At 38.5% G+C, this 13,759-nt stretch carries 13 protein-coding genes; 9 read left to right on the forward strand and 4 right to left on the reverse strand.

Annotated features, from left to right (window positions below):
• Positions 1-80: 80 nt before the first annotated feature.
• Positions 81-1,487: a glucuronate isomerase gene (gene uxaC / locus AC0UMU_RS12800; RefSeq protein ID WP_278716048.1), complete on the reverse strand. Its 1,407-nt coding sequence runs from the start codon at positions 1,485-1,487 to the stop codon at positions 81-83.
• A 195-nt stretch (positions 1,488-1,682) separates the two neighbouring features.
• Here uxaC and AC0UMU_RS12805 point away from each other — a divergent pair, with 195 nt between their 5' ends.
• Genes AC0UMU_RS12805 through AC0UMU_RS12815 form a run of 3 tightly spaced genes read left to right on the forward strand, consistent with a single transcriptional unit; the run spans position 1,683 to position 5,718 of the window.
• Entirely contained in the window at positions 1,683-2,756 is a 1,074-nt protein-coding gene (locus AC0UMU_RS12805) for a LacI family DNA-binding transcriptional regulator (RefSeq protein ID WP_009319308.1), read from the forward strand.
• Positions 2,757-2,788: 32 nt separating this feature from the next.
• Entirely contained in the window at positions 2,789-4,225 is a 1,437-nt protein-coding gene (locus AC0UMU_RS12810; protein ID WP_278716045.1) for a tagaturonate reductase, read from the forward strand.
• Between the two features lie 2 nt (positions 4,226-4,227).
• Entirely contained in the window at positions 4,228-5,718 is a 1,491-nt protein-coding gene (locus tag AC0UMU_RS12815) for a UxaA family hydrolase (protein WP_278716042.1), read from the forward strand.
• Between the two features lie 165 nt (positions 5,719-5,883).
• Here AC0UMU_RS12815 and AC0UMU_RS12820 read toward each other — a convergent pair whose 3' ends face one another.
• Positions 5,884-6,204 carry an MGMT family protein gene (locus tag AC0UMU_RS12820; RefSeq protein WP_009319305.1) on the reverse strand — a complete coding sequence of 107 codons (321 nt, stop codon included), beginning with the start codon at positions 6,202-6,204 and terminating at the stop codon, positions 5,884-5,886.
• Between the two features lie 108 nt (positions 6,205-6,312).
• Between AC0UMU_RS12820 and AC0UMU_RS12825 the strand changes: the two genes are divergently transcribed.
• Entirely contained in the window at positions 6,313-6,864 is a 552-nt protein-coding gene (locus AC0UMU_RS12825; RefSeq protein ID WP_473979949.1) for an AAA family ATPase, read from the forward strand.
• A 115-nt stretch (positions 6,865-6,979) separates the two neighbouring features.
• Here the strand turns inward: AC0UMU_RS12825 and AC0UMU_RS12830 are convergent, their stop codons facing one another.
• Positions 6,980-7,690 carry a pirin family protein gene (locus AC0UMU_RS12830; protein ID WP_122303555.1) on the reverse strand — a complete coding sequence of 237 codons (711 nt, stop codon included), beginning with the start codon at positions 7,688-7,690 and terminating at the stop codon, positions 6,980-6,982.
• Positions 7,691-7,829: 139 nt separating this feature from the next.
• On the opposite strand from AC0UMU_RS12830, the gene nudC reads away from it, so the two are divergent.
• A complete protein-coding gene (nudC, locus tag AC0UMU_RS12835; protein ID WP_278716041.1) occupies positions 7,830-8,633 on the forward strand; it encodes an NAD(+) diphosphatase in 804 nt (267 codons plus the stop codon).
• A 31-nt stretch (positions 8,634-8,664) separates the two neighbouring features.
• Here the strand turns inward: nudC and AC0UMU_RS12840 are convergent, their stop codons facing one another.
• On the reverse strand, positions 8,665-9,327 hold the full coding sequence (locus tag AC0UMU_RS12840) for an MgtC/SapB family protein (protein ID WP_022390441.1): 663 nt from the start codon (positions 9,325-9,327) through the stop codon (positions 8,665-8,667).
• Positions 9,328-9,510: 183 nt separating this feature from the next.
• Between AC0UMU_RS12840 and AC0UMU_RS12845 the strand changes: the two genes are divergently transcribed.
• The 4 genes from AC0UMU_RS12845 to AC0UMU_RS12860 all read left to right on the forward strand — a co-directional run bounded on the left by AC0UMU_RS12845 (position 9,511) and on the right by AC0UMU_RS12860 (position 13,620).
• Positions 9,511-10,098, forward strand: a complete 588-nt coding sequence (locus tag AC0UMU_RS12845) for a bifunctional nuclease family protein (RefSeq protein WP_009319299.1) — start codon at positions 9,511-9,513, stop codon at positions 10,096-10,098.
• A gap of 123 nt (positions 10,099-10,221) precedes the next feature.
• Positions 10,222-11,487 carry an MFS transporter gene (locus tag AC0UMU_RS12850; RefSeq protein ID WP_009319298.1) on the forward strand — a complete coding sequence of 422 codons (1,266 nt, stop codon included), beginning with the start codon at positions 10,222-10,224 and terminating at the stop codon, positions 11,485-11,487.
• A 92-nt stretch (positions 11,488-11,579) separates the two neighbouring features.
• A complete protein-coding gene (locus AC0UMU_RS12855; protein ID WP_278716036.1) occupies positions 11,580-12,899 on the forward strand; it encodes a NupC/NupG family nucleoside CNT transporter in 1,320 nt (439 codons plus the stop codon).
• Positions 12,900-12,918: 19 nt separating this feature from the next.
• A complete protein-coding gene (locus AC0UMU_RS12860) occupies positions 12,919-13,620 on the forward strand; it encodes a 16S rRNA (uracil(1498)-N(3))-methyltransferase (protein ID WP_278716034.1) in 702 nt (233 codons plus the stop codon).
• Positions 13,621-13,759 lie beyond the last annotated feature (139 nt).

Here is a 13,759-nt window from a genome sequence, read left to right on the forward strand (position 1 = left end):
CCGGTGTGGCCAACCGCAACATGATTTCTCCGAATGTGACTACTTTTTTGCTCATATAGCTTTCAAATAGATATGATTAATTAAAAATTAAAGAATTTTTTTGCATTATAATAGCTGATATCTTCTATCATCTGATTTACCCGATCTATCTCTAAAACAGGAATCTCTCCGTTTTCGACATCTTTACCCACCAAATTACATAAAGTACGACGGAAATATTCATGACGAGGATAAGAAAGGAAACTACGTGAATCGGTAAGCATACCTACAAAACGACTCAACAATCCTAACAAAGAAAGAGCATTCATTTGCTTTTCCATACCATCTTTTTGATCAAGGAACCACCATCCGGAGCCGAACTGTATCTTTCCCGGAATAGTACCATCCTGAAAATTTCCCAGCATGGTAGCTATCACCTCATTAGCACATGGATTTAAATTATATAAAATCGTCTTTGTCAGTTTTCCCTTAGTATTTAAACGATCCAAAAATTTGGACATTGCTTTAGCTGTCGTAAATTCTCCGATAGAATCAAAACCGGTGTCAGGACCTAATAACTTAAACATTTTTGTATTATTATTTCGAATAGCCCCGTAATGAAATTGCTGAGTCCACCCCTTTTCATAATCCATTTCACCAAATTCAACCAACATTGCCGATTTGAATTTCAGAATCTCCTCGCGAGTCAGTTCTTTTCCTCCGTAAACCTTATTGAAAATAGCCTTGATTTCTGCATCAGTATAGTCTTCAGCATAAAATTCTTCTATACCATGATCTGAAAGTTTACAACCCTGTTCCGCAAAAAAATCATGGCGTTTACGCAATGCGGCAATCATATCGTCAAAAGTAGAAATTGCAATACCGCTTACTTCTGACAATTTCTCTATATAAGCACGAAAATCTGCAGGAATCTCTACCGCCATAGCTTTATCTGGACGCCAAGTCGGAAGCATTTTAATCTCAAAGCCACTTTCGCGAGTTTTAATATGATATTCAAGTGAATCTACAGGGTCATCAGTTGTACATACAACCTCGACACGATAACGGCGCATCATCCCTCGAGCAGAATATTCGGGCAAAGCTAATTTAGCATTACATTCGTCATAAATTTCACGGGCAGTTTTAGGATTCAGCACTTTATCGATACCAAACGCAGTTTTCAATTCTAAATGAGTCCAATGATAAAGAGGATTACGCATTGTATAAGGAACTGTTTCTGCCCATTTCTCAAATTTCTCCCAATCAGAAGTATCTTTTCCCGTACAATAGCGTTCTTCTACCCCATTGGTACGCATAGCACGCCATTTATAATGATCTCCACCCAACCAAATTTCGGTTAACGATTTGAACTTATGATCATCTGCAACCATTTGCGGAATCAAGTGGCAATGATAATCGATAATCGGCATTTTTGCCGCATGTTCATGATACAATTTCTGTGCAGTTTCCGTTTGCAACAAGAAATTTTCATCCATAAAGTTTTTCATAATAGAGTATTTTTAAATGATGTATAAATGCAAAAAACGACATAGCAAATTGAAAACACAGCCCTATCAAATAAATTCCGTGTTCGGGCACGAAATTACGATTTTTTTTTGAAACACAAAAATATTCTGTATATTTGCAGATGAAATTACAAATTATAAACCGTGTGCACGCACGAATAACAATATATAAGCAACATGAAAAGCTTGCCGGATAAAATACGAATCAAAGATATTGCCCGTTTAGCCAATGTATCTACCGGGACAGTCGATCGCGTATTGCACAACCGAGGTGAGGTTTCGGCTAAAAGCCGCGAAAAAGTTGAAAAAGTTCTCAAAGAGATAAATTATCAACCCAACATTTATGCTTCAGCTCTCGCTTCAAAAAAAAGATACACATTTGTTACATTATTACCGGAATCTAACGAGGGAGAATATTGGAGCGATATAAAAAAAGGAGTAGATCAAGCAGCACATGAGTTTCTGGACTTAAATATCTCTGTAGAACAGATATTTTTCAATCAATATGACAGCACATCGTTCGAAAAAGCAATAGAAACAGTCCTAAAGCTGACTCCGGATGCTGTTTTACTTGCCCCGATATTTAAAGAGCAGTCCATTTCATTAGCAAAACAATTAGAGATTCAAGAAATTCCATACGTTCTTATCGATTCGGATATGGAAGAAATACATTCTCTTGCCTATTTCGGAATGGATTCTTTACAAAGCGGTTATCTTGCTGCCAAATTATTATTAAGCGATGCTTCTCCAAACTCGGAAATTGCGATCTTCCAAGTTTACAGATCCGGGAATAAAGGTTCTAACCAAACAGAACTACGAATAAATGGATTCAAACGGTATATAGAAGAACATCTTCCTACAGCCAAGTTGTTTTCTATTAAAATATATGCTCAAGATCATACCCGCAATCTAAAAATTATAAAAGATTTTTTCAAACAGCATCCCCATATACGAGAAGCGATAACATTCAACTCAAAAGTATATCTGATTACGGAATATCTGGAGAAAATGAATATCTCAGGTATAAAATTTATAGGATATGACCTACTACAAAAAAATGTCAAAGCCCTGAAATCGGGGAAAGTCAATTATCTGTTAGCCCAACGTCCCGAAATCCAAAGTTATAGAGGGATGAAAGCCTTATGTGAATATAAAATATTCAAAAATGAAATAAAACGAAAAAATTTCATGCCGATAGATATTCTGACAAGTGAAAATATCGACTTCTACCTTGATTTTCAATCAATATAAATTAATTAATATCAACCTAATAATTTTATCTTATGAAACAGCTCAACAGAACCAACGTCCAAGCGAACAAGTATCCTGAACGAATCATCCAATTCGGTGAAGGCAATTTTTTACGGGCTTTTGTCGATTGGATCATTTACAACATGAATCAAAAGGCTGAATTCAATAGCAGCGTTGTTATCATTCAACCTCTCGAAAACGGCATGGTCAATATGCTTAATGAACAGGATGGTTTATATCATGTTAATTTACAGGGGTTACAGAACGGTAAAGAAGTGGACAGCATCCAGTTGATCGATGTGGTGAGCCGGGGATTGAATCCTTATGCGCAATATAATGAGTTTTTGAAATTGGCCGAAAATCCTGAGATGCGTTTCGTCATTTCCAATACTACCGAGGCCGGAATCGCTTTTGATCCTTCTTGTAAACTGGAGGATGCGCCGGCTAAATCTTATCCGGGAAAATTGACGCAACTTCTGTTCCATCGTTTCAAAGTGTTTAATGGTGCAATGGATAAGGGGTTGATTATTTTTCCGTGCGAACTGATTTTCGATAACGGAAAGGTGTTGAAAAAGTGTATCGATCAATATATCGAGCTATGGAATCTCGGGGAGGATTTTAAACATTGGTTCGATACCGCCTGCGGCGTTTACTGTACGCTTGTGGATCGTATTGTTCCGGGTTATCCGCGCGATACAATCGGTCAAATTCTCGACCGGATCGGACTGGATGATAAGTTGGTTGTTAAAGGTGAGATTTTTCATTTATGGGTTATCGAAGCTCCGGAAACGGTAGAGAGAGAATTTCCGGCAGACAAAGCTGGTTTGAATGTATTATTTGTTCCGAGCGAAAAACCTTATCATGATCGGAAAGTTACTTTGCTGAACGGACCTCATACGGTTTTGTCTCCAGTGGGATATTTGGCGGGACTGAATACCGTAAAAGAATGTTGTGAAGATCCGGTCATCGGACAGTTTGTAAAAAAAGTAATGTATGGTGAGTTACTTGAGACTCTTGATCTTCCGAAGGAGGAGTTGATTCTATTTGCCGATGCTGTTATGGAACGGTTTCGTAATCCTTTTGTCAAACATTTCGTAACCAGCATCATGCTTAATTCTTTTCCGAAGTTTAAAACTCGGGATTTGCCGGGATTGAAAATTTTCCTGGAACGAAAAAAGGAATTGCCTTCGGGTCTGGTTTTAGGCTTAGCCGGTATCGTTACCTATTACAAAGGCGGAAAACGGGGGAATGACGAGATCGTACTTAAGGATGACCAAGAGATTATAGACTTATTGAAAAATCTTTGGGCTGACGGATGTCCTATGGAGGTAGCTAAGGGGGTGTTAGGTGCTGAATTTATCTGGGGGGAGGATTTAAATCTGATTCCGGGATTGACCGAAAAGTTGTCCGAATATCTCCAAATGATTCAAGATAAGGGCATGATTGAATCTGTTAAATCTATTCTTTAAATATGGGATTGAAATTTTTAAAAATAAATCCGGATGATAATGTTGCCGTGGCCATAGATCCCTTGAAGAAGGGGGTGTGTATCTCGGTGGATGGAAAGGAGATTTTCCTACAAGAAGATATTCCGGCCGGTCATAAAGTAGCACTTAAAGATTTTGCCGAGAACGAGGATATTATTAAATACGGATATGCTATCGGGCATGCTCGTTGTGCAATCACTAAAGGTGCTTGGGTCAATGAAAGGAATATCAAAACGAATCTGGAGGGGGTACTGGAGTATTCGTATTCTCCTAAGTTGGCGGAACTGAATATTCCGAACAGGAATCTTTCTTTTATGGGGTATCGTCGTAAAACCGGTGAGGTCGGTATCCGGAATGAAATATGGGTGATTCCTACGGTCGGATGTGTCAACGGGATTGTTAACCGATTGGCTGATTCTCTCCGCCGGGAGACCGGGGAGGTAAATGTAGATGCAATAGTTGCCTTTCCTCATAATTATGGATGTTCTCAACTGGGAAATGATCATGAGAATACACGCAAAATATTACGAGATATGGTACTGCACCCGAATGCCGGCGCAGTACTGGTCGTCGGGTTGGGCTGTGAGAATAATCAATTAAGTGCTTTTAAGGATTTGTTGGGGGAGTATGATGCCGAGCGCATTCGCTTTATGGAGTGTCAGAAGGTTGATGATGAATATGAGGAAGGCATGAACATCTTGAGACAATTATACGATATCGCTTCTCAGGATGCAAGAGTGGAAGTTCCTTTAAGCGAACTGAAAGTTGGGTTGAAGTGCGGCGGATCAGACGGATTTTCCGGTATTACGGCGAATCCTCTTTTGGGGGTATTTTCTGATTTTCTGGTTGCTCAGGGAGGTACATCTGTTCTTACCGAAGTGCCTGAGATGTTCGGCGCTGAAACGATTTTAATGAACCGTTGCGAGACGCCTGAGTTATTCGATAAAACGGTACATCTTATCAATGATTTTAAGGACTATTTTTTGGCTAATAATCAACCTGTTTATGAGAACCCGTCACCGGGAAACAAGGCGGGAGGCATATCTACTCTTGAGGAAAAGTCGCTGGGGTGTACTCAGAAATGCGGAAAATCGGCGGTAAAGGATGTTTTGATGTATGGAGAGCGTATTCATTCCAAGGGGCTGAATCTTTTAAGTGCTCCGGGGAATGATTTGGTGGCTGCTACGGCTTTAGCTTCTGCAGGCTGCCAGTTGGTGCTTTTTACTACGGGAAGAGGAACGCCTTTCGGTTCTTTTGTCCCGACTATGAAAATCTCAACTAATAGTAAGTTGGCTGTAAACAAACCGAAATGGATCGATTTTAACGCCGGATCGCTTGTTGAAAACGATCTTATGGATGATATTGCCGAACGATTTATTCGTTTTGTTATCGATGTCGCAAGCGGTAGGCGTGTAAACAATGAATTGAACGGATTCCGGGAAATCGCTATTTTCAAGTCCGGGGTGACTTTATAATTTGAAATGTTCCCCGGGAATTAAATACAATATTTCCGGGGGACATTTCTAATTATTTTTTCTCTGTCAAGTTCTTCTTTTCTCTTACAGCCCGTATAATTTTCTGATAAAAAAATACAAATCAGACATTTATTTTTATTTCAAAAAAACGATAGTTTATAACTTTCACATTTTAGGCAATATTGCTACTTCTCTCCAATTATGCTTTTTCAAATCTACACAACCATTTTTTTTGAAAGTTATACCCTCTTTTTCAAGTAAATTCCGTTGTTCTTCCCAGCCGGGAACTAGCCGTCCCTGACTGTTTATTACCCGATGACAAAATGGATGCAATTCTTTCGGAGCTCGAGACATCGCCTGCCCCACCATACGAGAACACTGAGGCTTTCCCAATAGTCGGGCTACCTGACCATATGTCACAACACTTCCCCGAGGTATTTCCTTTATAATATCATAAACACCGATAATAAATTCATTTTTATTCATCTTCGAATTCGATAGACATTATTTTAAAGACAAAAATAATATCAGAATTTTTATGAAGAAGAACTTTGTAAGGCAAAAATAAAATCATAAACTTAATTTATAATGCAAATGGAAAATCTTAATTTTTATATTCTTACAGGAGGACCAGGTAGTGGAAAATCGACCGTGCTCAAGCTATTATCAGATATGGGGTACCTGACCGTCGAAGAAACTGGAAGAAATATCATTCAAAAACAAATAAAAAGCCTAGGAGATACCGTCCCATGGAATAACGTCTCCCGTTATGCACGACTAATGTTTTTGCATGCGATCACCGATTTCGAAGAACTTGTTCATGTACAAAAAACATGTTTCTTTGACAGAGGCATACTCGACATTTTAGGTTACTGCCGATTAATAAATATTCCCATAGCTACTTCACTAAAAAAAGCGGCACACGAATATAGATATAATCCGAAAGTCTTTTTATTTCCCCCATGGGAAGAAATTTATACGAATGATACCGAACGGAAGCAAGACTTCAAAGAAGCTGAACGCACATATCATACCCTAAAAAACGTATATGAAGAATTTGGATACCAAACAATCATCGTTCCTCGTCTAATACCGGTAAAGCGGGCTCAATGGATTGTCGAAAACCTCAACAAACACATTTTTTAAACACTTATTTATTAACAACATGTACAACTAAAACCACCTTTACACCTTTTTTTAGATGGACTTTTCATGCAATTCTTATGGATATTTTTTTATATAAAATATCCAATTTCTCAGATCACGATATCATCGGCACTTCTATTAATAAAAGATCAGAGTGTTCTATAATATTTATCTTTAGATCAGAAACATCCCAAATTCCGATGCCGTCTCTTTTCGAAAGAATCTCTTCTGCAACCTCGATTTTCCCCTCAATAATAAAAATATAAACACCCATATTTTTATCATGTATTTTATAATCAATAATCTTTCCTGCATCGAATTTTCCCATAGAAAACCATGCATTCTGCAAAATAGAGGCCGGAGTGCTACCGTCTGGTGATATAAACAGAGCCAATTCATTTTTTTTCAATAATCCTCTGATATTATAATTATTATACTCCGGAGGTGTATTTTCTCTATCCGGAAATACCCATATTTGCAAAAATTCTACGGGCTCTTTATCGCTACCGTTATATTCGCTATGCAAAATTCCGCTTCCGGTACTCATTACCTGAACATCTCCCGGAGTAATTGTCCGGGTATTTGCAACACTGTCTCCATGACGAAGTTTTCCTTTCAAAGGAATAGACACAACCTCCATATTTTTATGCGGATGCGCTCCAAATCCTTGTGAAGGAGCAACCCAATCGTCATTCAAAACACGTAATGCTCCGAAATGCACCCTCGTAGGATTATAATAATCTGCAAAACTGAAAGTGTGGTATGTCTTTAACCAACCATGATCAAAATAGCCCCTTGAAGAAGCTCTATCTACAACTTTTTTCATAATAATTTTCTTTTACTTAAAGCCTGTTTAAATTTTCCGATAAAATAATCTCGTCAGACTTATATCTATCGATAACAATCATAACCCATACAATGTTGCATAATAATACGTAACTTTACGACAAAATCGAAAATCAGCAATGAACACTCATATTATGTCAAACGAAAAAATATACTGGTTCATCTTTTATAACGATCAATTACTAATTGAGAAAAAAAACGGAAAATACCAAATACCCTATGCACCAGAGTCTCCGATAAAAAGAGAAATGGATATTCCTGTTTTAAATGTACCTGTACCAGGGCATCAAGCCAAAACATTCAGAGTGACAAAACCTATTTCTGTCTCGGAACAATATGAATGGATCGGTTTACGATCATCTTATGATTATCTACCGCAAGAATCATATAAAACTGCCGGAAAAGCCTTTGAAATTCTCCATTGGGACAAAAACAGCCGGTTCTGTCCGGTATGCGGAAACTTAATGAAACTAAAGAATGACATAACGAAACGATGTCCTTCTTGTGGGAAAGAATTATACCCTGCCATTTCAACAGCAATATTGGTATTGATTCGAAAAGCAAATTCTATCTTATTAGTTCACGCACGTAATTTCAAAGGGACATTCAATAGTCTGGTTGCCGGATTTCTGGAAACCGGAGAAAATCTCGAAGAGTGTGTCGCCAGAGAAGTCATGGAAGAAACTCAGTTAAAGATTAAGAACATTTCTTATTTCGGTAGCCAGTCATGGCCTTATCCAAGTGGATTAATGGTCGGATTCATAGCCGATTATGAAAGTGGGAAAATCGAACTGCAAGATGATGAACTTAGCTCAGGTGCATTTTATACACGAGATAACTTACCGGAACTTCCTCACAAATTAAGTCTGGCACGCAAAATGATCGACTGGTGGTTAGAACAAAACAGTGATGAAACAAAATAAGGGATTCGAAGATTTAGGCAAACCCTGAAAATCATTCTATTTTTTCAATCATCAAATCAGGAAGGTTCTGGATAAAAGTAAAAATATCTCCCTCTTTATCGTTATCCCGAGTTTTAATTACCATACTGACACAATAAACCTGACGATCTCCTTGAAATTCTTTACGGGCCGAATAATTCGTTATACGACCTTCGGAATGAGCTATCATATTGGTTATCTTCTGCAAATTTTCTTGCTGTCCGGTAGAAAACTGCACAAAAGAACTATGCAAACCGATACGTTTAAACAATACCGTCAACAATTCTAATCCCAATAATGTAAAAAAGGTCGCCACAATTCCTACACCATACATTCCGCCACCAATTGCTAAACCTATGCCCGATGCAACCCATATTCCGGCAGCAGTAGTCAGTCCCCGCACAAACTGCCGCTGTATAATTATCGTGCCAGCCCCTATAAAACCTATACCAGTAACAACTTGAGCAGCCACACGACTCGGATCAAGGCTCATCGACGGCATTCCTAAGACATTCTGAAAACCATATTGAGATACAATCATAATAAGGGCACTGCCCAAAGAAACAAGAAAATGTGTCCTAAATCCGGCTTCCTTTGCCCGATACTCTCGCTCAAGTCCGATAATAGCACCAAGGATTCCAGCAACAAACAATCTTAATACAAATTCCCAGAACATAATAATCTCCCTTTTTAATTATCTATCGAAACTACAAATATAAACAAAACACGATAACCTTACAAAAGATAAATCGACAATACCTCCAGTCATTTTTCAATACAGAACATTCGATAAAAAAGTTTTCATATCCACAAATAAATTATTTATATTTGCTTATATAAAACAGTAAAACAAACAAACATGGATGACCGGGTAAAACTCAAAGTTATGGGTATTACATATAGCCAAATACAAAATGGAGCTTATGCTCTCGTACTGGCAGAAGAAAACGGAGACCGGCGTATTCCCATCATAATAGGTACTGCCGAAGCTCAGTCTATTGCCATACGACTCGAACATTTAACTCCTCCTCGTCCCATGACTCACGATCTGTTTGCCAGTTTCGCTCAAGGATTCGGAATTCGATTGCGTGAAGTTTTCGTCTATCACTATGAAGACGGAGTTTTCTCATCTGAATTGCTTTTCGATGACGGAACTCGCCAAATCAGAATAGATTCACGAACATCTGATGCTATTGCTATTGCTTTGCGTACCCAATCACCCATTTATACTACAGAAAAAATTATCAACGAAGCCGGCATTATATTTCAGGAAGAACCCAAAGAAAAAAAGAAAGAAGAAACAAAAACAGTCAAACGTAAACATCTCAACGACTATTCGACAAAAGAGTTAAAAGAACGTTTGGAAGAAGCCGTCCGTATGGAAGCATACGAAAAAGCAGCCCTTATTCAACAAGAACTAAAAAAACGGGAACAGAAACAAGGTTAGTAATAAATATTTATTAGTTTTGTACGATAATTGTCCGCCTATACCGGAATAATCCCGGTTTACAAGACCGGATTTTTACCTGAAAAACAATTAACTACACTAAATTTCATAAAAAATAGTGCTATGAACGTGAAACTTCGCTTAATCATAATGAACTTCCTGCAATTCGCTGTTTGGGGGGCATACCTTACATCTATGGGAAGTTACCTCGTAAGTATTAACCAAGCATCACATATCGGAATGTATTATGCAATGCAGGGTATTGTATCCCTATTTATGCCTGCAATACTCGGTATCATTGCCGATCGTTGGATACCGGCACAGAAGCTATTGAGTCTAAGCCATTTTCTCGCTGCTTCATTCATGGCCGCAGCAGGATATTACGGAATGAGTTATGGAACAAATGTCGAATTTCCGATTTTATTTACACTATATTCGCTAAGTGTAGCTTTTTATATGCCGACATTAGCCCTTTCCAACTCCGTTGCATATACCGCACTCGACAAAGCAAAATTGGACACTATAAAAAATTTCCCTCCCATCCGGATTTTCGGTACAATCGGCTTCATCTGCTCTATGTGGACAGTCGATCTTTTGGGATTGCAAGACACATACGGACAATTCTTTGCATGTGCCCTTATCGGTGTTGTATATGCATTATACGCTCTGACCCTGCCTGCTTGTCCGACAAGTAAAGGGGATAACACCAAATCATTGGTCGAGGCTTTAGGATTACGAGCATTTACTTTGTTCAAACAAAGGAAGATGGCAATCTTTTTCATTTTCTCGATGTTATTAGGGGTTTCATTGCAGATAACTAACGGGTTCGCAAACCCATATATCAGCAGTTTCGGTTCTATTCCCGAATATGCCGACACATTCGGCGTACAACATGCAAACATATTAATTTCACTATCTCAGATTTCAGAAACTTTATGTATCTTATTGATACCATTTGTTCTGCGACGATTCGGGATTAAACGGGTAATGTTAATTGCCATGTTGGCATGGGTACTCCGGTTCGGACTATTCGGACTCGGAAATCCCGGAGACGGAGTATGGATGTTTATTCTCTCCATGATTGTTTACGGTGTCGCTTTCGACTTTTTCAACATATCAGGATCTTTATATGTCGATAAAGAAACCGATATATCGATCCGTTCCAGTGCACAAGGACTGTTTGTCATCATGACTAACGGATTCGGAGCAACAATAGGTACTCTCGGAGCTCAAGCCGTAGTAAATTATTTTGTAGATTTCAACAGCAATATTCCGCAAGTAAGCGAGTGGCAATCTGCTTGGTATGTTTTCGCCTCCTATGCTCTGCTCGTAGCAATTATATTTGCTATCGTATTTAAATATAAGCATAATCCAAAAGAATTTGAATAAAATCTTTTTCTATAAGGATGAATATTTAATAAATTTACCGGCAATATAAATAATTCTTTTATATTGCCGGTATCATTAATATCTTATTCAATATGTATATAACTCCTGCACAAGGACTTACATTAACATCCGTACTACGAGGAATACTCGGAATGTGCGTTCTGCTTTTTATCGCTTGGCTATTAAGCAAGGACCGAAAAAAAATAGACTGGAAAATTGTCGTTACAGGACTTTCTCTTCAGATTTTATTGGCATTCGGGATGCTATATATTCCTGCCCTTCAAATTTTTTTTGAATTTCTTGGAAAAATATTTGTAAAAATTCTCGAATTTACCAGACAAGGGACAGCATTTCTTGCGGGAGGTTTACTCGACACATCCAAAGTCGGATACATTTTTATCTTTCAAGTACTCCCAACACTCATTTTTTTCTCTGCGCTTATCAGTTTGCTTTATTATCTAAACATTATACAGCGAATCGTACAAGGAGTCGGCTGGTGCATCCGTAAAATATTCCGACTGTCCGGATCAGAAGGGCTCACCGTAGCCGGAAATATATTTTTAGGCATGTGCGAAGCTCCTATATTGGTAAAACGGTATCTTCCTTCTATGAATCGATCCGAGATGTTTCTCGTAATGAGTGTCGGGATGGCGACAATATCCGGAGGTGTTATGGCGGCATATATCGGAATGTTGGGAGGTGATGATCCTACCGCACGTCTGCAATTTGCCAAATATCTCATTACAGCTTCTGTTATGACAGCACCGGGAGCTATCGTTTTTTCTAAAATTATAATTCCCCAAACCGAATCGCTTTCTCATATTGAAGCTTCTATTCCCCGAGATAAAGCAGGGAAAAACATATTGGACGCTATTTCAAACGGCGCTATAGAAGGGCTAAAACTTGCCGTAACGGTTGCAGCATTACTCCTCGTATTCATAGCTATGGTTGCTTTACTCAATTATCTGTTGGGAGACCTTATAGGACACTATACAGGATTAAACCAATGGTTATCCGAAATGGCAGGGCATCCTGTTATATTTAATTTTCAGACTCTTATCGGATGGATATTTACCCCCATAGCATGGATCATGGGGGTTTGCAATGCCGACACCGGATATGTGGGAAGCCTATTGGGGACAAAAATCGTATTAAACGAATTTGTCGCCTATGCCGATCTGAACATACTGAAAAATGCAGGAACATTTATTCAAGAAAAATCGATAATTATAACGACATTCGCATTGTGCGGTTTTGCTAACATCAGCTCTATCGGAATGCAAATCGGAGGTATAGGCGTATTAGCGCCCGACCAGCGAAAGACATTAACCCGATACGGATTTTTAGCTATGATATGCGGAACTTTAGCTTCTTGCATGTCTGCCACAATTGTTGGAATGATCATTGGATAATCATAAAAAAATACAACTCATGCACATATTTTATACTCCGGACATCAAATCCGTCAAAGAATTACCTGAAGAAGAATCCCAACATTGTATAAAGGTACTCCGGCTCTCCGAAGGAACTGAAATTATGCTCACAGACGGAAAAGGCACATTTTATAAGGCAATTATCACACTCGCACATCACAAACGATGCGGTGTAAAAATCGTTGAAGAAATTCAAGCGCTAAGCTCCTGTCCCATTAAAATACATATAGCCATTGCCCCTACTAAAAATATGGACAGAATCGAATGGTTTGCCGAAAAGTGTACCGAAATAGGTATAAATGCCATTACCCTGCTCCGCTGCCGTTTTTCGGAACGTAAAGAGGTGAAAACCGAACGGATCGAAAAAATATTGGTATCGGCAATGAAACAATCTATAAAAGCGACATTACCTCAATTGAACGGCATGACGACGTTTAAGGAATTCGTGACTCGTCCTTTTGAGGGGCAAAAATTCATAGCACACTGTTATGAAAAAAGCGACAAGATTTTGTTAAAACAAAGATATATACCGGGAAATAATGCTCTTATACTGATCGGTCCGGAAGGAGATTTCAGCCCGGAAGAGGTAGAACTTGCAATCGAAAACGGATTTTTACCCATATCACTGGGGAACAGCCGTTTACGTACCGAGACAGCCGGAATTGTCGCCTGTCATACAATACATGTCATCAATCAATAATCAAATTTTATTTTCAATAATTTCAAGAATCTGTTCTCTACGAATCACAACCATACCCAAACGATCATTACTTATTCCTCGATTTAGGGAGATTCAGTAAATAGCATAAAATTAGCCAACTAATTCATACACAAAATGT

The organism is Coprobacter fastidiosus, assembly GCF_982245605.1.

Bases quoted from the DNA above. Each gene is read 5' to 3' on its own strand.
- AC0UMU_RS12820 (WP_009319305.1), bottom strand. From the start codon at position 6,204: ATGAATAAAAATGAATTTATTATCGGTGTTTATGATATTATAAAGGAA.
- AC0UMU_RS12805 (WP_009319308.1), top strand. From the start codon at position 1,683: ATGAAAAGCTTGCCGGATAAAATACGAATCAAAGATATTGCCCGTTTA.
- AC0UMU_RS12810 (WP_278716045.1), top strand. From the start codon at position 2,789: ATGAAACAGCTCAACAGAACCAACGTCCAAGCGAACAAGTATCCTGAA.
- AC0UMU_RS12845 (WP_009319299.1), top strand. From the start codon at position 9,511: ATGGATGACCGGGTAAAACTCAAAGTTATGGGTATTACATATAGCCAA.
- AC0UMU_RS12815 (WP_278716042.1), top strand. From the start codon at position 4,228: ATGGGATTGAAATTTTTAAAAATAAATCCGGATGATAATGTTGCCGTG.
- nudC (WP_278716041.1), top strand. From the start codon at position 7,830: ATGAACACTCATATTATGTCAAACGAAAAAATATACTGGTTCATCTTT.
- uxaC (WP_278716048.1), bottom strand. From the start codon at position 1,487: ATGAAAAACTTTATGGATGAAAATTTCTTGTTGCAAACGGAAACTGCA.
- AC0UMU_RS12830 (WP_122303555.1), bottom strand. From the start codon at position 7,690: ATGAAAAAAGTTGTAGATAGAGCTTCTTCAAGGGGCTATTTTGATCAT.
- AC0UMU_RS12840 (WP_022390441.1), bottom strand. From the start codon at position 9,327: ATGTTCTGGGAATTTGTATTAAGATTGTTTGTTGCTGGAATCCTTGGT.
- AC0UMU_RS12825 (WP_473979949.1), top strand. From the start codon at position 6,313: ATGGAAAATCTTAATTTTTATATTCTTACAGGAGGACCAGGTAGTGGA.
- AC0UMU_RS12860 (WP_278716034.1), top strand. From the start codon at position 12,919: ATGCACATATTTTATACTCCGGACATCAAATCCGTCAAAGAATTACCT.
- AC0UMU_RS12855 (WP_278716036.1), top strand. From the start codon at position 11,580: ATGTATATAACTCCTGCACAAGGACTTACATTAACATCCGTACTACGA.
- AC0UMU_RS12850 (WP_009319298.1), top strand. From the start codon at position 10,222: ATGAACGTGAAACTTCGCTTAATCATAATGAACTTCCTGCAATTCGCT.